At 72.0% G+C, this 15,752-nt stretch carries 17 protein-coding genes; 15 read left to right on the plus strand and 2 right to left on the minus strand.

Going from position 1 to position 15,752, the window contains the following annotated elements; translation table 11 throughout:
* The first annotated feature begins 113 nt into the window (after positions 1–113).
* The 7 genes from OSR43_RS13845 (at position 114) to OSR43_RS13875 (ending at position 6,287) form a co-directional block, all read left to right on the plus strand.
* Positions 114–596, plus strand: a complete 483-nt coding sequence (locus OSR43_RS13845; RefSeq protein ID WP_302267184.1) for a RusA family crossover junction endodeoxyribonuclease — start codon at positions 114–116, stop codon at positions 594–596.
* Entirely contained in the window at positions 596–790 is a 195-nt protein-coding gene (locus OSR43_RS13850; protein ID WP_302267185.1) for a hypothetical protein, read from the plus strand. The genes OSR43_RS13845 and OSR43_RS13850 overlap by 1 nt, the downstream gene beginning before the upstream one ends.
* Entirely contained in the window at positions 787–2,610 is a 1,824-nt protein-coding gene (locus tag OSR43_RS13855) for a DNA cytosine methyltransferase (RefSeq protein WP_302267186.1), read from the plus strand. Before OSR43_RS13850 ends, OSR43_RS13855 begins: the two co-directional genes overlap by 4 nt.
* Positions 2,607–2,990, plus strand: a complete 384-nt coding sequence (locus OSR43_RS13860) for a hypothetical protein (RefSeq protein WP_302267188.1) — start codon at positions 2,607–2,609, stop codon at positions 2,988–2,990. The genes OSR43_RS13855 and OSR43_RS13860 overlap by 4 nt, the downstream gene beginning before the upstream one ends.
* Positions 2,987–3,634, plus strand: coding sequence for a hypothetical protein (locus OSR43_RS13865; RefSeq protein WP_302267189.1), 648 nt, complete (start codon positions 2,987–2,989; stop codon positions 3,632–3,634). The genes OSR43_RS13860 and OSR43_RS13865 overlap by 4 nt, the downstream gene beginning before the upstream one ends.
* A 193-nt stretch (positions 3,635–3,827) precedes the next feature.
* Positions 3,828–5,420 carry a DnaB-like helicase N-terminal domain-containing protein gene (locus OSR43_RS13870; RefSeq protein WP_302267190.1) on the plus strand — a complete coding sequence of 531 codons (1,593 nt, stop codon included), beginning with the start codon at positions 3,828–3,830 and terminating at the stop codon, positions 5,418–5,420.
* Between the two features lie 255 nt (positions 5,421–5,675).
* Positions 5,676–6,287, plus strand: a complete 612-nt coding sequence (locus tag OSR43_RS13875; RefSeq protein ID WP_302267191.1) for a hypothetical protein — start codon at positions 5,676–5,678, stop codon at positions 6,285–6,287.
* Positions 6,288–6,291: 4 nt separating this feature from the next.
* On the opposite strand, the gene OSR43_RS13880 is transcribed toward OSR43_RS13875, so the two are convergent.
* Entirely contained in the window at positions 6,292–6,684 is a 393-nt protein-coding gene (locus OSR43_RS13880; RefSeq protein WP_302267192.1) for a hypothetical protein, read from the minus strand.
* 51 nt (positions 6,685–6,735) lie between these two features.
* Here OSR43_RS13880 and OSR43_RS13885 point away from each other — a divergent pair, with 51 nt between their 5' ends.
* The 3 genes from OSR43_RS13885 to OSR43_RS13895 all read left to right on the plus strand — a co-directional run bounded on the left by OSR43_RS13885 (position 6,736) and on the right by OSR43_RS13895 (position 8,202).
* Positions 6,736–6,984, plus strand: coding sequence for a hypothetical protein (locus tag OSR43_RS13885; RefSeq protein WP_302267193.1), 249 nt, complete (start codon positions 6,736–6,738; stop codon positions 6,982–6,984).
* A gap of 211 nt (positions 6,985–7,195) precedes the next feature.
* The gene (locus tag OSR43_RS13890) at positions 7,196–7,690 is read left to right on the plus strand and encodes a hypothetical protein (protein WP_302267194.1); all 495 of its coding nucleotides are present in this window, start codon (positions 7,196–7,198) and stop codon (positions 7,688–7,690) included.
* A complete protein-coding gene (locus tag OSR43_RS13895; protein ID WP_302267195.1) occupies positions 7,687–8,202 on the plus strand; it encodes a hypothetical protein in 516 nt (171 codons plus the stop codon). Before OSR43_RS13890 ends, OSR43_RS13895 begins: the two co-directional genes overlap by 4 nt.
* Positions 8,203–8,230: 28 nt before the next feature.
* Here the strand turns inward: OSR43_RS13895 and OSR43_RS13900 are convergent, their stop codons facing one another.
* Positions 8,231–8,692 carry a hypothetical protein gene (locus OSR43_RS13900; protein WP_302267196.1) on the minus strand — a complete coding sequence of 154 codons (462 nt, stop codon included), beginning with the start codon at positions 8,690–8,692 and terminating at the stop codon, positions 8,231–8,233.
* 96 nt (positions 8,693–8,788) lie between these two features.
* Between OSR43_RS13900 and OSR43_RS13905 the strand changes: the two genes are divergently transcribed.
* The 5 genes from OSR43_RS13905 to OSR43_RS13925 all read left to right on the plus strand — a co-directional run bounded on the left by OSR43_RS13905 (position 8,789) and on the right by OSR43_RS13925 (position 15,747).
* Positions 8,789–10,309 carry a hypothetical protein gene (locus OSR43_RS13905; protein ID WP_302267197.1) on the plus strand — a complete coding sequence of 507 codons (1,521 nt, stop codon included), beginning with the start codon at positions 8,789–8,791 and terminating at the stop codon, positions 10,307–10,309.
* A complete protein-coding gene (locus tag OSR43_RS13910) occupies positions 10,306–11,034 on the plus strand; it encodes a hypothetical protein (RefSeq protein WP_302267198.1) in 729 nt (242 codons plus the stop codon). Before OSR43_RS13905 ends, OSR43_RS13910 begins: the two co-directional genes overlap by 4 nt.
* A gap of 121 nt (positions 11,035–11,155) precedes the next feature.
* Positions 11,156–12,745, plus strand: coding sequence for a phage terminase large subunit (gene terL, locus OSR43_RS13915; protein WP_302267199.1), 1,590 nt, complete (start codon positions 11,156–11,158; stop codon positions 12,743–12,745).
* 76 nt (positions 12,746–12,821) lie between these two features.
* Complete coding sequence (locus OSR43_RS13920; RefSeq protein WP_302267200.1) at positions 12,822–14,444, plus strand: hypothetical protein; 1,623 nt, start codon at positions 12,822–12,824, stop codon at positions 14,442–14,444.
* A 232-nt stretch (positions 14,445–14,676) separates the two neighbouring features.
* The gene (locus OSR43_RS13925) at positions 14,677–15,747 is read left to right on the plus strand and encodes a phage minor head protein (RefSeq protein ID WP_302267201.1); all 1,071 of its coding nucleotides are present in this window, start codon (positions 14,677–14,679) and stop codon (positions 15,745–15,747) included.
* Positions 15,748–15,752 lie beyond the last annotated feature (5 nt).

A 15,752-nucleotide genomic window follows, 5' to 3' on the forward strand; every position in this document is an offset into this window, starting at 1 on the left:
CTGCGCGCCTGGCTCGCCGACGTCCTCACCGGCCCCGGCTGCCCCTACCCCGCCTGCGGCCACCGCGCCCGCGGCCACCGCGCCCTCGCCCGTCACATGGAACGGACCCACCCATGACCACCACCGCCATCCCCGGACGCCTCGGCATCCGCGTCCTCGGCCTCCCCATCCCCCAAGGCTCCAAGACCGCCGTCACCCGCAAGGGCCGACCCGCGCTCATCGACGCCAACGCCGCCACCCTCGCCCCCTGGCGCGACCAGGTGAAGCTCGTCGCCGAGGACACCTGCCGCTACCACGACACCATCACCGGCCCCGTCCGCGTCTGGGTCCGATTCACCTTCGAACGGCCCCCCTCCCACTACCGCACCGGCCGCAACGCCCACCTGCTCAAGGACAGCGCCCCCCGCTACCCCGGCCGCGCATGCGGCGACGTCGACAAGCTCCAGCGCGCCGTCTTCGACGCCCTCACCGACGCCGCCGTCTGGGCCGACGACACCCAGGTCGTCGACGTCCGCGCCCGCAAGTTCTACGCCAGCGAGGACGAGGTCGCCCTCCCCCAGGCCGGCGTCGACATCGTCATCGAGGAGATCGCCTGATGGCCACCAAGCTCGCCCAGGTCCGCGTCACCGCCGTCGCTGCCGGCACAGGCCACCTCATCACCTGCAGCCAGTGCGCGCTCTCCGAGACCCGCGGCCTCCGCTCCGAGGCCGACCAGCTCGCGGTCGACCACCAACGCAGCCACGTTCGCTCCACCGCAGCCAGCCAGCACGACGGGTTGGCTCTCCGATGACGCTCACCATCACCGACCTCTTCTGTGGCGGCGGCGGCTCCTCGACCGGCGCGATCCAGGTGCCCGGCGTCGAGATCCGCATCGCCGCGAACCACTGGCAGCTCGCCGTCGACGTCCACAACCGCAACCACCCCGACGCCGACCACGCCGCGGTCGACCTCCACGAGGAAGACCCCCGCTACTTCCCCCGCACCGACATCCTCTGGGCCTCCCCCGAGTGCACGAAGTGGTCCCAGGCCTCGGGCGGGAAGTACGCCTCGGTCTCCGTCGAGGCAAACCTGCTCGACCTGCTCGACCCCGAGCTCGTCGACGAAGACCCGGAGACCGCGATCGTCCAGCGCTCCCGGCTCCTGATGTTCGACGTGCTCCGGTTCGCCGAGCACCACCGCTACGCCGCGATGGTCATCGAGAACGTCGTCGACATCGCCACGAACCCGAAGTACGCCGAGGCGTGGACGCTGTGGAAGAAGAGCCTGCGGAACCTCGGCTACGACTTCCGGGTCGTCTCGCTGAACTCGATGCACGCCCAGGCGCACGGCGACCCGGCGCCGCAGTCCCGCGACCGGCTCTACATCGTGTGCTGGCTCCGCGGCAACCGCGCGCCGAACATCGACGCCGTCCTCCGCCCGCTCGCCTGGTGCCCCACCTGCACCGAGGTCGTCGAGTCGCAGCAGGCATGGAAGAACGCCCGCACCGTCGGCAAGTACCGCTCGCAGTACGTCTACGTCCACGGCACCTGCGGCACCACCGTCGAGCCCGGCTACCTCCCGGCCGCGGCCGCCATCGACTGGTCGTTGGCCGGCACCCGGATCGGCGACCGAGCGAAGCCGCTCGCGGACAAGACCCGCCGCCGGATCGCGGCCGGGATCGCGCGGTACTGGTCGCCGTTCCACATGGATTCCGGCGGTAACCAGTACGACGCCGCCGACCCGAAGCACCCCTCGTTCAGCGACCCGAACGCCTACTACCGCACCTGGTCGACCCACGACGTCCTGCGGACGCTCCACACGATGGAGTCGAAGGCGCTCGTCGTGCCGCTCGAGGGTCGCGCCGGCGACCGGGTCAACAGCGCCGACCGGCCGCTCCGCACGCAGACCAGCCGACACCTCGACGCGCTCGCCGTCCCGCCGGCCTTCCTGCTCGACCGGCGCTTCGACTACCGCGTGCGCGGCATCGACGAGCCGGTCAGCACCCTGACGGCGAACGACACCAGCAAGGCCGTTGTCGGCGCACCACCGTTCATCGCCGAGCTCCGCGGCGGCGGTTCCGACGCCCGGCCGGCGGGCCATCCGCTGTCCACGGTCACCGCGTCCGGCAACCACCACGCGCTGATCCAGGCCAACAACCACTCAAACCGCGCTCACCCCGTCACGGAACCACTGCCGACGGCGACGACGGCGACCGGCGGGGGTGCGGCGCTGCTCGTGCCGTACTACGGCGCCAGCAAGTCCGCGCAGCCCGTCAACGAGCCGGTCGGCACCCTCACGACCGTCGACCGGTACGCGCTGATCCACCGCAACAACACCGGCGGCGCCGAGATGACCACGCCCGCGTCGGAGACGCTCCGCACCCTCACCACCGCCGGTCACCAGTCGCTCATCACCCCCGGCGACATCGAGGCCGCCGCGGCGCAGGTCGACGACTGCCTGTTCCGGATGCTCGAGCCCCACGAGGTCGCCGCCGGCATGGCGTTCCCCGCCGACTACGTCTGGGACGGGACCCGACGCGAGCGCGTGAAGCTCGCGGGGAACGCGGTCACCCCGCCCGCCGCCCGCGATCTGATTGCGTGCGTCGCCGCGTCCCTGGGCGGTGCCGCATGACGAGCTTCCGCGCCATCTGGCCCATCACCGACCTCCACGCCGGCATGGCCCAGCTCGTCGCGCAGGCCCGCCCAGAGCTGCCCCGGCTCCTCGCTCAAGCACACGCTCGTCCGACAGGCATCGGCCGTTTCACCGTCGCAGCCTCCGCCCACGTACCCGGATCGGGCCGCGTCACCGAGTGGGTCCTCCTCTACGAGTGCCCCGCACGCCCCGCACCCGTGCGCGTCGTCCCCACGAACTACGCCGCAGCGTCCAGCAAGGGCGTCGACGCCGCGGCGGAACCCACGTCGGCTGCCGGGACGGAAGGGGAAGCCGCCCGGCAGCCGGCCACCACCGCCCACCCACGCACCGCCACCTCGACAGGAGACAACGCCGCATGACGACCACCGCCACCATCAAGGCCAAGGGCTGCAAGAACACCGGCATCACCGAGGACATCGCAGCCGTCCTCCACGACAACCTCGGCAAGACCATCGTCGCCGTCGTCGAGCTCACCGCCGATGCCCGCTCCGAGAACCGCGACGGCGAGGAGAAGGTCCAGCTCTCCATCGGTCTCATCGAGGTCGCCCCCGACGGCATGGCTTCCGAGCACGTCCGAGAGCTCATGCGGTCCTTCCACTACGAGCGCCGCCTCGCCGACGACGGCCCCACACTTCACGGCGAAGGCGACTCGCCCGAGCCGAAGGTCGCCGACGTCCTCGCCGCCGGCGCCCGCTTCCGCCCACACCCCTACCTCGCCTCCGGCCTCGCCGTCGACGACAACGCGGCCTGCGACGTGTGCGGTCAGCGCGAGCCGGCCGCCGTCCACTCCACCCAGCAGATGCTCGAGGAGCCCGACCAGGACCCGGCGGACAACGACGGGGACACGGACGACGAGGCGGACGACGACACCGACCTCGACGAGGACACCGCGACGGCCGACGACGACCCGGACGAGGACACCAACAGCGACGAGGACGGCGAGGTAGACCCCACCCACCTCCACCTCGCCTCCCCCTTCACCACCCCCGGCCCAGCCGCCTGAGACCAGCGCCCGGGGAGTCAACGCGGCCCGCCAGACCACCGCGAAGGACGCCACCCCGGACCCCAAGCCGGGACCCGCTGCACCTTTCCAGCGAGGCGTACCTGCTCCCCGGGCGCACCCCAGCACCACCCACCAGGCACCACCCGGCGCCACCGCAGACGCCCGGGACACACCACCTCGAGGGACCAGCCACGTGACGTACGACGGACCACCATCCCGTCACCTGCACCCCGTCGACGACCAGGCGCCGTTCGACCCCGACTACGACCGCCCCAACATCGGACGCCGGCCACCCCAAGACCAGGCAGCCGAACAGGCCATCCTCGCCGCGCTCCTCGCCACCCCAGACCCCGACGGCACCCACCCCGGCGACCGCCTCCGCCAGATCATCGACGCCGCCGACTTCTACTGGCCCGTCCACGCCACCATCTGGGAAACCTGGCACGACCTCCACGCCGCCCAAGGCGTCCCACCCGACGCTGTCACCCTCAACGCCGCCATCCTCAAGACCCGCGACCAGGCAGCCATCCGCGCCGTCGCAGACCTCGTCACCACCACCGCGAACCCCGCCCTCGCCGAGCACTACGCCACGATCGTCCGCGACCTCGCACGACTCCGCGTCGTCTCCGACCTCGCCACCGGCCTCAACCAGATCGTCACCAACGCCGACGCCACCCAGGTCGACGCCTACCTCGGCGAAGCCCTCCAACGGCTCGACGAGACCGCCATGCGGTTCGGGCCCACCACGCACACCACCTCCACCGGCCTCGCCGACCTCACCTGGGTCCTCGGCGGCCAACCACCCGCAGCCGTCCCACCCGTCTGGTGCCGCCGCGCCGACGGCACCGCCCTCTTCTACGCCGGCCGCCACAACGGAGTCTTCGGAGACCCCGAAGGCGGCAAGACCTGGCTCGCCCAAGTCGCCGGCGTCGAAGCCCTCCACGCCGGCCAGACGTTCGCCATGATCGACGTCGACCACAACGGCCAAGACCACACCGCAGCCCGGCTCCTCCTCCTCGGCGCCCGCCCCGACCAGATCGCCGACCCCGACCGGTTCCGCTACTACGAACCCGAGGACTCCGACCAGCTCCGAGCCGCCGTCACCGAGATCACCCGCCTCGCGCCCGCCGTCGTCGTCATCGACTCCCTCGGCGAAGTTCTCCCCATGCTCGGCGTGAAGTCCGTCGACAACGACGAGATCACAGCCGCGCTCCGCACCATCGTCATGCCACCCGCCAAGGCCGGGTCCTGCGTCATCTCCGTCGACCACCTCCCCAAGTCCGCCGAGGCCCGCACCACCGGCTACGCCATCGGCGGCACGGCCAAGAAGCGCGCCGTCGACGGCGCCTACCTCCGCGTCGAAGCCCGCCAGCAGCCCACCCCCGGCGGCATCGGCCGCATCACCCTCCGCATCGAGAAGGACCGCACCGGCGAGCTCCGCAAGTCCTCCGGCGGCGGCTACGCCGGCACCTTCACCCTCGACTCCACCCAGCCCCACGTCACCACCTGGTCCATCGGCCGCGACGAGATCCCGAAGAACGACGACGGCACGTTCCGCAAGACCGTCCTCATGGAGCGCATCTCCAAGTACATCGAGGACCACGACCAGTGCACCCAGACCGAGATCGTCGACGCCGTCGGCTCGAAGAAGGAATGGGTCCGCGACGCCATCAACGTCCTCGTCTCTGAGGGCTACGTCGCCCGCATCGACGGCGCCCGCCGAGCCAAGCTCCACCACTCCATCGCCCCGTACCGACAGACGGAGGACGACCATGTCCAGGCCTGACCACACCCCCACCCCGAGTGGGTCCCGCAGTGGGTCCCGAGTGGGTCCCGGAACCGGTCCCGGGCAACCGCGAGATGAGTGGGTCCCCGGTCCCCCCTCCCTTCGGGGGGACCCACTCAACGAGCCCCCCACCCACTGCGTCCCCCCAGTCGGTCCCACACCGGTCCGAACGCCCCCCCGACGAGGCTTCGCCAACAGCGCCACCCGACCCCTCGCCACCCACCTCCCCCTCGGCTGCGCCCGATGACCGGGCCCATGGCAGGGACCCCCGACGACGGGGGCCATGACAGCCGGTACTGCGGTGCCCCGAAGAAGCAGGGCGAGGGCACGTGCACCCGTCCGGCGGGGTGGGGTACGCCGCACCCGGGGATCGGCTGCTGCAAGCTGCACGGCGGGTCGACGCCGTCGCACATCGCTGCTGCGCAGACGAAGCAGGCGGACGCGAAGGTGCGGGAGCTGTGGGCCGGGTTGGACCAGGCGGTCCCGGTGAAAGACCCGGTGGACGCGTTGGGTCGTCTCGCGGGTGCGCTCGAGCAGCTGGTCGACGAGGCCGGTTCGCGGGTCACCCAGTTGCGGAACGTGGCTGGTGGTGAGCACCTGACGCAGCTGCGTGCCGAGGTGGTGCTGTTCGAGCGGGCGTTGGGTCATCTCCGCCAGTTGCTGGTGGACATGGCCCGGTTGGGGATCGCCAGCCGGGCGGTGGAGCTGCAGCAGGGGCAGGCGGACCTGGTGCTCGGTGCGCTGCGTGCTGGTCTGGAGGCTGGTGGGTTGTCGACGGAGCAGCGGAACACGGTGCTGGGTGAGTTCCTGTCGGTGCTGCGTCGGTCGCAGGGTGCCGCGGTGGCGGGCGAGGTGGTGCCCTCGTGACGCGTCAGAGGTTGGACCGCTCGCGGCGTCGAAGGACAGCCGCGACCGCTGGGCGGGTCAGATTCATCGCGAAGCCGGTCCCGACACCCAGGAGCACCGACTGCGCCGGCGAGAGGGAGCCAGCAGCAACGGTCACTGTTAGCCCGACGATGATCAGCAGCGCGACGATCAAGCGCGTCACGCGCGTCTCCAAGGCCGCCGCTGGGTCGGCCAGGTACCGCTGCAAGCGGCGGTCGACCTTCTTCTGCAGCGCGACCCGGTACGCCGCTGGCAAGCGTCGGTGCCCGAGCAGGTCGAGCTCCTCCCGGATGGTCGCGCGTATCCAGCGCTCACGACCCCCGCGAGCAATGAGCGCAACGACCACCGCGCCAAGCGTCGTCAACACCGTCTGCATCACGGGCCCGGACCATAACCGCGCCCACCGACAGTCACTCAGCGAGGAGATCCGATGACCAACCTGCACATGCCTGCAACCGCGGTGGCCGAGCACCTCGCCGACGGCGCGCGCCACGGCAAGGTGCACCGGATCCGCTCCGGCCGGCCCGCCGCCCCTCGGGGGCGGAACCGCCGGCAGTACCGGGTCGCCTGCGGCGGCATCGTGCGCGCCGGCTTCCCGGTCCGCCTCGTTGAGCTCGACGGGCTGTGCCGGTCGTGCTGGCCAGACACCGAGCTCGACCGTGCTGGGGTGGCCCGGTGACCGCTGGTCAGAAGATCCAGCCGGTGACGGACTCGAGGAGTTCGCGGTACATGACGGTCACCTCCCACGCGCGCGCGAGGAGGAACTGGATCCGGACTCGAGAAGGTAGTTGCACGCACCTTGGCGGCATTCGCGGCCGGAATTACAGGACGACCCCTGCAACTTTCTCGAGTCGGGAGCACCGCGACCTCCCCGCGATGGGGGTCTCCCGATGAAGGCGCTGACGGTGCAGCAACCGTGGGCGTGGGCGATCGTCCACGGCGGCAAGGACGTCGAGAACCGCACCCAGGCGTGGTCGTACCGCGGGCCGCTCGCCATCCACGCCGGCCAGCGGGTCAGCGAGCGGGGCCTGGTCTCACCACTGGTGCGGGATGCCTGGGACGAGACGGCCAACTACGACGTCGACGAGTGCGACGACTGGGAACTTGGCGCGATCATCGGTGTCGTCGACCTGGTCGGCGTCCACGTGGCCGAGCCGGAGATCGAGAACGACTCAGGGTCGGGGGTGTGGGCGCCCGCGTGCTGCGAGTCGCCCTGGGCCGAGCAGGCGTACGACGAGCACGGCGGCCGCACCCGCCGCGACGTCGTCCACCTCGGACTCGCGAACCCGCGGCCCCTGCCTGAGCCGCTCCCGTGCAAGGGCCGGCTCGGGCTGTGGACCCCACCGGCCGACGTGCTCGACCAGCTGCAGGCGGTGATCGCGTGAGCGACGACCAGCGCGCACTCCTCGACGAGTGCACCACCCGACCCACCTGCGCCGCCCAGCTACACCTCAGCGGGTGCCCGGCAAGCCCGGCAGTCGGCCTGCTCGCCGCTCTCGGGCGGGCCGTCGAGCGGGCCAGAGAGGACCGGCGCGCGGCGAGCGCGCCACCGGCTGATGGCGAAGGTGACACAGGCGCGCAGGACCACGAGGACGGCTCGGCAGAACCGCCAGATCAGGTCCAAGGTCTCGAAGTCGATGGGCAGGGAAAGATCGAACACGGCGGCCTCCAGGCAGCGTCTCGGGTGCATGTCGACGCGGAGGAAAGCACCCCGAGCTACCTACCGTCCTGCCCTACCGAGGCGGCCGACCAGCACACCTGGGAGCGGCGCGTCCCCGGCACCGACGTGCCCCTCACCCGGGTGCACCTCGCGTTCGACGAGACCGGTCGGGCGCTGGTGCACGAGGCGGTGCTGGCGCAGTTGCTCGCCGACGCCGGATGGGAGCGCGCCCAGTGACGCCCGAGCTCGCTGCGGCGCGTTCCGCTCAAGGAGCCTGCGGTGGCCCAGCCGGCCGATGCTCCACAACCCTCCGCTTCACCGACGCCTTGAGCGCCTCAGCCGACAGCGCCGCCAGGAAGATCGTCACCAGCCCGAGCGCTACTAAGCGACCCGCCCAGGTCCGCGAGACCACGTCACCGGAGACGAACAGCAGCCCCGACCCGAGCGCGAAGACGCCGAGCAGCATGATCATCTGCACCAGGCCCAGGAGCACCCTCCACCGCCGACGCAGGCGTTCGAACGCCTGCGCCTCGCGCACGTACTGGTTCACCTGCTCGCGCAGGTGCCGTCGCAGGACGGCGTCGCCGGCATCCTTCGGCAGCAGTGCGAGCAGTTCGGCTTCCGCCTTGAGCCGGTGCAGAGCACGCGTCTCGCGGCCCATCAGCCAGTTCGCGCTGACCGCGACGGTGAGCAAGCCGAGGACGAGCGTGACGAGCTGGCTCCACATGCGAAGCGACCGTAGTCGCCGGGCTCCCGAGCCGCAGGCGATCTGGCGCAGGCGCCAACGCAGGAACGTCGTGACTCACGCACCAGGGAGGACAGCATGACCGACCACCACACCACCGACCGTCGGCCGAAGGCCTGCCACTACGACCCCGACACCAAGACCCGCCTCATCACCACCACCGACGGCGACACCGAACCCTGCCCCGCCGACCACTGCGTCGACTGCACCCGCAACCACACCCAGCCCGGCCAACTCGTCTGCCCCGACTGCGTCGGCGCCGTCCGCACCGACCTCGAAGACATCCGCTTCCACGCCCGCCACCTCCGCTGGCACGCCGCCCGCGGCAACGGCCTCGCCGTCCCGTCCGCCCGCATCCCCGGCGGCGACGCCCTCGTCGCCATGGCCCGCGCCGGCGCCGGCTACGACGACCTCCACACCCGCTTCGGCACCCCCAAGGACGGCCACCGCGAGGACCTCCTCGCCGAAGACCACCCCGACGACGACATCGTCCCCGTCCTGCTCCCCCTCCTCGGCTGGGAGCACCAGTGGCGCACCTACTTCGGCCACACCCCGCGGGCCACCCGCCGGTCCCCGGTCACCGCGATCACCCACTACCTCGGCGACCACCTCACCGCGATGGCCCAGGCCAAGGACGGCCCCGACTGGCCGTCGTTCAGCTTCGACATGCAGGCGCTGCGCCGCCAGCTCGAGGGGATCCTCCACGACGAGCAGGAGCCGCAGCGTGGTGTGCCGTGCTTCGAGTGCGGGGAGCGGCTGGTCCGCCGGTGGGGCAAGCCGCAGCCGTGCCGCCACGCCACCCCGGGCCGGGTCGCGCTCGGCCAGGTGCGCGCCGGGGCCCGCGCCGCCCAAGCCCGCCTCGAGGTGTACGCGACGTACCCCGAGCTGGGGCCCCCGACGTACGCCGACCAGCGTGCCGCCCGCCGAGTGCCGACCGAGGCCGAGGAGGCCGCGGCCCGGGTCCCCTGCGACGCCTGCGCAACGTCGAAGACCGGGCAGGGCGGCATCGAGGACCCCTCGGTCGGGCAGTCGTGGGAGTGCCTGGGGTGCCGCAAGCAGTACGACCCCGGCGAGTACGCGAACGCCGTACGCCGCCACCTGCTGACCGCCGGCCCGTCGGGTGACGGGTGGACGCACATCGCGATGGCGGCGGAGGCGGCGACCACGATGACGCAGGTCCCGATCGCGCCGTCGACGGTGCGGCGGTGGATGGACCGCGGGCAGGTGCTGTCGGTGTGCCGGTGGGCGGTGTCGGTTGACGGCGCCCGTGAGGTGCCGGCGGCACCCGGGCCGGCCCGTGCTGGCCGGCCGGGGCACGCCGCGTTGGTGGAGGCGTTCGCTGGTCGTGTGCATGGGTCGCCGGGTCTGCGGCTGGTGTTCTGGCCGTCGGTGTCGGAGCAGGCGGCGCGGCTGGTGGAGCGGGCCGAGCAGGCGGCCGCGGAGCGGGCCCGGGAGGAGCTGCAGCGGCGGCGGCTGCGGGAGGCGGTCGACGCCGGTGAGCCTGCGGCCGAGGCTGGGAAGCGGCTGGGGATCCACCCGGCGCGGGTGGCGAAGTTCGTCGACGAGTGGGAAGCATCCGACCGGAAGGCGAGTGCATGACGCCGACCCCCGGCATCATGGCGCCCGTGACCGACGTACCTCCCCGCGGCGACACGCGCCTTCTCGTCGGCCTGCTCCTCACGGGCATGGTCGTGTTCACGGTCGCGATCACCACCGGGAGGCTGCTGGGCTCGGAACCCGGCTCCCTCGCCGACTGGGTCGCGGCCATGTCGACCTTCGCAGCGCTTCTCGCGGCGGCGTACGCCGCCATCCAGACCCGTCGCGTGGTGAACCTCGAGCGAGCCCGGGATGAAGAACGCGCTGAGGAGGGCCGCCGCGCGCAGGCTTCTCAGGTCGCTGTGTGGGCGTACGACGCCATCATGTGGCGCGGGCCGCACGTGACGGTCAGGATGCCGTCGACGGGGCCGCAGCAGATGGAAGACGGCATCTCAGCGCCCGACTACATCCCGATCCGCGTGCTCAACGCGTCGCCACTACCGGTCTACCACCTGAGCATCGAGTTCTACTTCGGCGTCCCCCGCCAGGGACCGATGGTCCTGGGCGCGACCTACGAACACCGCACTCCGGTGCTCGGGGACATCGACCTAGGCGATCTCGCCACGCCCGATGTAGTCGCGTCCCTGGAGGCGACCCTGCGACGACTGCCTGGTCGCCACGATGAGCCTCGGCCCATGTCCGTGGGGTGGACCTTCCTCGACAATCTCCGCGTGCGCTGGCGCTACGTCCCGGGCGGACAGTTGGAGCGCTACGACCCGACCAGCTGACGGTCACACGTCCCATCTCGGACGGTGGCAGTTGCGTGCCACTCGATTCTGTGTCATCTTCAACCCCAGACCTCGCGTACCCGAAACCGGCCGCGGGGTCTTCGCACGCCCGGGGGTGAACATGACCACCGCCACCCGCGACGACCTCTGGATCGACTTCCTCGAAGACGGCATCGTCGGCCTCCGAGGCCGCGACCCCGACCCCGCCGGCATCACCGACGCCCGCACCTGGGCCACCCCCGGCGAGCTCGCCCGCGACCTCGACCCCCACACCCAGCAGACCCCCGCCCTCGACGCCATCGACCAGGCCCTCGTCGACGTCGACGCCGGCCGCTGCGACCGGCTGATCATCACCATGCCCCCGCAGGAGGGGAAGACCACCCGCGTCAAGGTCGGCGCCCTGTGGATGCTCAAGCGGAACAAGCGCCGCCGCATCGTCGCCGTCTCCTACGGCAAGGACCTCGCCGTCGAGTTCGGCCGCGACGTCCGCTCCTGGATCACCTCCTCCACCGGCGTCGACGGCGCCGTCGACCTCGGCCTCCGCGTCGCCCGCGACAACGGCTCCGTCTCCAACTGGCAGCTCGAAGGCCACCGCGGTGGCCTCCGCTCCGTCGGCCTCGGCGGCGGCATCACCGGCCGCCCCGCCGACGTCATGGTCATCGACGACCCGATCAAGAACCGCGAGGAAGCCGAGTCCGAGGTCTACCGCGAGAAGGTCCAGCGGTACTGGACCTCGACCCTCTCCACCCGCCTCGCCCCCGGCGCCCCCGTCATCGTGATCCTCACCCGCTGGCACGAGGACGACCTCGCCGGCTGGCTCCTCAAGCGCCCCGACGGCCACCGCTGGCGCGTCGTGAACATCCCCGCCCAGGCCGACCACGACCCCGACAAGGGCGAGACCGACGTCCTCGGCCGCCAGCCGGGCGAGTACATGCTCTCGGCCCGCATCGACGAACGCACCGGCGAACCCCGCACCGCCACCGACTGGGAACAGATCCGCGTCCAGGTCGGGTCCCGGGACTGGGAGTCGCTGTACCAGGGCAACCCCTCGTCGCCCGAGGGCAACATCGTGCACCGCGACTGGTGGAAGTACTACACGCAGCCGATGTGGCTCGACCTGGAGGGCGGCGCCCGCTGGGTGCCGGAGTTCGACGCGCTGCTGCAGTCCTGGGACCTCACCTTCAAGGACACCGCCGGGTCGGACTACGTCGTCGGCCAGGTGTGGATGCGCCGCGGCGCACGGGCCTACCTCCTCGACCAGGTCCGCGGCCGCTGGTCGTTCACCGAGACCCGCGCCCGGATGCTGGCGCTGTCCGCCCGGTGGCCGCAGGCGGTCATGAAGCTCGTCGAGGACAAGGCCAACGGGCCCGCGATCATCTCCTCGCTCTCGACCGAGCTGCCCGGGATCATCCCGGAAGAGCCGCACGGGTCGAAGCTGTCGCGGCTCTCCGCGGTGTCACCGTTCATCGAGGCCGGCAACGTCTGGGTCCCGGCGCCCACGCTGCTCGCTGACGAGCACGATGCGCCGTTCGCGTGGGTCGAGGACCTGGTCGAGGAGTACGCCGCGTTCCCGACCGGGAAGCACGACGACCAGGTCGACACCGGGTCGCAGGCGCTGAACCGGCTGATGCTCGCTCCGCTGCTGTCGGACACCTTCGACGAGGGCGACCTCGACGACGAGCTGGCCGACTTCCAGATCTCGCCGTACTGAGCCGGGTTACATCCGCGGGCAAACCTTGCCCTCTGCAGCCGCAACGGCCCGATCTTGACCCGAGGGGGTGAGCGCGATGACGCTCGACATCACCGAGACCCCCACCACCCGGCCCGACGACCGCCTCGCCATCGAGCTCGCTGCCGCCCACGAGACCATCGAGGTCCTCGAGGAAGGCATGTCCGACCTCGAGCTCGCCGCCGAGGACCGCGGCTGGCGCCAGGCCGGCCTCGAGCTCGACCGCGAGTTCTCCCGCGAGGGCCTGACCTCCGTCGTCCGCAACTGCTCGGTGATGGCCATCGCGTCCCCGATGATCAAGCGCGGCCTGCAGCTCCGCCTCGGCTACGTCTGGGGCCAGGGCCTCGACGTCTCCGCCCGCGCCGGCGACGGCGCCGCCCAGGACGTCAACGCCGTCATCCAGGGGTTCTGGGACGACCCGTCGAACCAGGTCGCGCTCACCAGCCCGGAGGCGCAGGAGAACCTCGAGCGGCGCCTCGGCAAGCAGGGCAACATCGTGTTCACCCTGTTCCCCGACCCGCTCACCGGCCGGGTGCAGATCCGCGTCACCCCATTCGAGGAGATCGGCGACAAGATCGCGAACCCCGAGGACCGCGACGAGACGTGGTTCTTCTTCCGCACCTACACCGCCACCGTGGTGGAGCAGGGGTACGCCGGCACCCGGACCCGGGTCGAGACCCGCCGGGTCCTTCACCCGGCGCTCGGCTACTGGCCGCCGGTCCGGCCGCGCACCATCGACGGGCTCCCCGTGTTGTGGGACCAGCCGATGCTGCACGTGTCGGTGAACCGTCCCGAGGGCGCGAAGTGGGGCATCCCCGACGTGTACGCCGCGCTGCCGTGGGCCCGGGCGTACGAGGGGTTCCTGACCGACTGGGCGCGGCTGGTGAAGGCGCTGTCGAAGTTCGCGTGGCGGCTGACCGGCGACAAGTCGTCGCGTGCCCGGTCCGCTGCGCAGAAGCTCGCGGCCGCGATGCCTCGCCCAGTCGGCGGCGCCGATCCTGGGCAGGGACTCGTCGGGGGTGTCGCTGCTGGCGGCCCGGGCGTCTCGCTCGAGGCGATCCCGAAGTCGGGCGCCACGATCGACTCCGGCTCTGGTCGTCCGCTCGCGTCCATGGTCGCCGCGGCGCTCGGTGTCTCGGTCGTGGACCTCCTGGCCGACCCGGGCGTGACCGGGGCCCGCGCGGTCGCGGAGACGCTGGACAAGCCAGTCGTGCTGGAGATGAACGCCCGCCGGCGCCTGTGGTCCTCGGTGCTGCAGACGGTGCTCGGGTACGTCGTCGACCAGGCCGTGCGCGCGCCGCGCGGCCCGCTGCGCGGCACCGTGATCCGAGACCAGCGCACCGGCCGGGAGACCATCACGCTGACCGGCGACGTCGAGCGGACCGTGGTTGTCGACTGGCCGGACCTGAACGACCTGGACCCGGTGAAGCTGGTCGAGGCGATCGTGAACGCCGACTCCACGGGCAAGATGCCGCCGGTCGAGACCGCGCGGCTGCTGATGTCGGCGCTCGGCGTGGACGACGTCGACGAACTGCTCGACGAGATGACCGACGACGACGGCAACTGGATCGACCTCGAGGCATCTCAGGGCGACGCCGCGGTGCAGCGCGCGCGCCGCGGCGACGACCCGGCCCGCGTGGTCGACCCCGCCGACGACGGCGCAGAGAGCAACGCGCCGTGAGCGGGCGACGACCGGGCACCTGCGGCGAGCCCGGTCCGCGCGAAGCCCACTGCACTCTCGAGGTCGCCCACCAGTGGTCCTGCTACGACGCCGGCGAGGACGTCTCGTGGAATTACGGCCAGTGGTACGACTTCGACCTCGCACCCCACGCCTGCGACGGCACCGACTGTGCGGACCAGGGCTACCGAGGTCCCGCCGGGCGAGAGTCCGAGTACGACCGGGCCGACGACTGATGGCCGTCACCGCCCGCACCCTCCGCCTCCAGCGGCAGCTCAACGCCGCCGTCCGCGCCATCACCGACGCCCAGACCCGCGACCTCGTCCGCGCCTGGGTCGACGCCTGGAACGAGATCGAGCCCGACCTCACCGCCGCGCTCCTCGAGCAGCTCACCGCCGGCGACCGCGTCACCCGCGCGCAACTGCTCCGCTCCACCCGCCTCCGCAAGGCCCTCGCGCTCGTCGCCGACCAGCTCGAAGCCCTCACCGCAGCCGCCGGCGTCCGCCTCACCGGCGACCTCCGCCAGATCGTCGACACCGCCGGCGACGCGCAGGCCTCCGTCATCGACTCCCAGCTCCCGCCCGACAGCGACCTCCTCGACGGCCTCGACTCCTGGTCCCGCGTCGACGAGCGGCAGATCACCGCGATCGTCGAGCGGTCCACCCAGCAGATCACCTCGCTGCTCCAGCCCCTGCCGGCCGAGACCCTCGACGTCGTACGCCGCGAGCTGATCCGCGGCGTCGCGTCCGGTTCCAACCCCCGTGGGACCGCCGCGCGGATGGTCCGCCGCGCCGAGAAGGCGTTCAACGGCGGCCTCGGCTTGTCCCGGGCGCTGAACATCGCCCGCACCGAGACCCTCGACGCGCACCGCGCCGGCGCCCGCCTCGGCCGCATGGCCCAGGCCGACGTACTCCGCGGCTGGCAGTGGGTCTCCGCGCTCGACACCCGCACCTGCCCGTCGTGCTGGGCACAGCACGGGTCGGTGCACCCGGTCGAGGAGTTCGGGCCCGACGACCACCAGCAGGGCCGTTGCACCGCCCTGCCTCTGGTGAAGCCGTGGGCCGAGCTTGGCCTCGACGTCGAGGAGCCCCCGTCGCTGGGCCCGAACGCCAGCGACCGCTTCGAGAGCCTGTCCTCCGAGCAGCAGCTCGACGTGCTCGGGCCCAAGCGGTACGACGCCTGGGTCCGCGGGGAGTACCCGATGGACTCCTGGTCGCAGCGCCGCAGCAGCGACGGGTGGCGCGACTCCTGGGGCGTCTCGCCCGTGCCTCAGCTCAGCGGCGGCCGCGCCGCGCGCGCTGCCTGACCCGG

It is taken from the genome of Nocardioides sp. Arc9.136, assembly GCF_030506255.1.
Lineage (GTDB): Bacteria > Actinomycetota > Actinomycetes > Propionibacteriales > Nocardioidaceae > Nocardioides.

What these genes read in the sequence shown, in the direction of transcription:
- OSR43_RS13845 (WP_302267184.1), top strand. Translation starts at nt 114, where the DNA reads ATGACCACCACCGCCATCCCCGGACGCCTCGGCATCCGCGTCCTCGGC.
- OSR43_RS13850 (WP_302267185.1), top strand. Translation starts at nt 596, where the DNA reads ATGGCCACCAAGCTCGCCCAGGTCCGCGTCACCGCCGTCGCTGCCGGC.
- OSR43_RS13855 (WP_302267186.1), top strand. Translation starts at nt 787, where the DNA reads ATGACGCTCACCATCACCGACCTCTTCTGTGGCGGCGGCGGCTCCTCG.
- OSR43_RS13860 (WP_302267188.1), top strand. Translation starts at nt 2,607, where the DNA reads ATGACGAGCTTCCGCGCCATCTGGCCCATCACCGACCTCCACGCCGGC.
- OSR43_RS13865 (WP_302267189.1), top strand. Translation starts at nt 2,987, where the DNA reads ATGACGACCACCGCCACCATCAAGGCCAAGGGCTGCAAGAACACCGGC.
- OSR43_RS13875 (WP_302267191.1), top strand. Translation starts at nt 5,676, where the DNA reads ATGGCAGGGACCCCCGACGACGGGGGCCATGACAGCCGGTACTGCGGT.
- OSR43_RS13885 (WP_302267193.1), top strand. Translation starts at nt 6,736, where the DNA reads ATGACCAACCTGCACATGCCTGCAACCGCGGTGGCCGAGCACCTCGCC.
- OSR43_RS13890 (WP_302267194.1), top strand. Translation starts at nt 7,196, where the DNA reads ATGAAGGCGCTGACGGTGCAGCAACCGTGGGCGTGGGCGATCGTCCAC.
- OSR43_RS13900 (WP_302267196.1), bottom strand. Translation starts at nt 8,692, where the DNA reads ATGTGGAGCCAGCTCGTCACGCTCGTCCTCGGCTTGCTCACCGTCGCG.
- OSR43_RS13905 (WP_302267197.1), top strand. Translation starts at nt 8,789, where the DNA reads ATGACCGACCACCACACCACCGACCGTCGGCCGAAGGCCTGCCACTAC.
- OSR43_RS13910 (WP_302267198.1), top strand. Translation starts at nt 10,306, where the DNA reads ATGACGCCGACCCCCGGCATCATGGCGCCCGTGACCGACGTACCTCCC.
- terL (WP_302267199.1), top strand. Translation starts at nt 11,156, where the DNA reads ATGACCACCGCCACCCGCGACGACCTCTGGATCGACTTCCTCGAAGAC.
- OSR43_RS13920 (WP_302267200.1), top strand. Translation starts at nt 12,822, where the DNA reads ATGACGCTCGACATCACCGAGACCCCCACCACCCGGCCCGACGACCGC.
- OSR43_RS13925 (WP_302267201.1), top strand. Translation starts at nt 14,677, where the DNA reads ATGGCCGTCACCGCCCGCACCCTCCGCCTCCAGCGGCAGCTCAACGCC.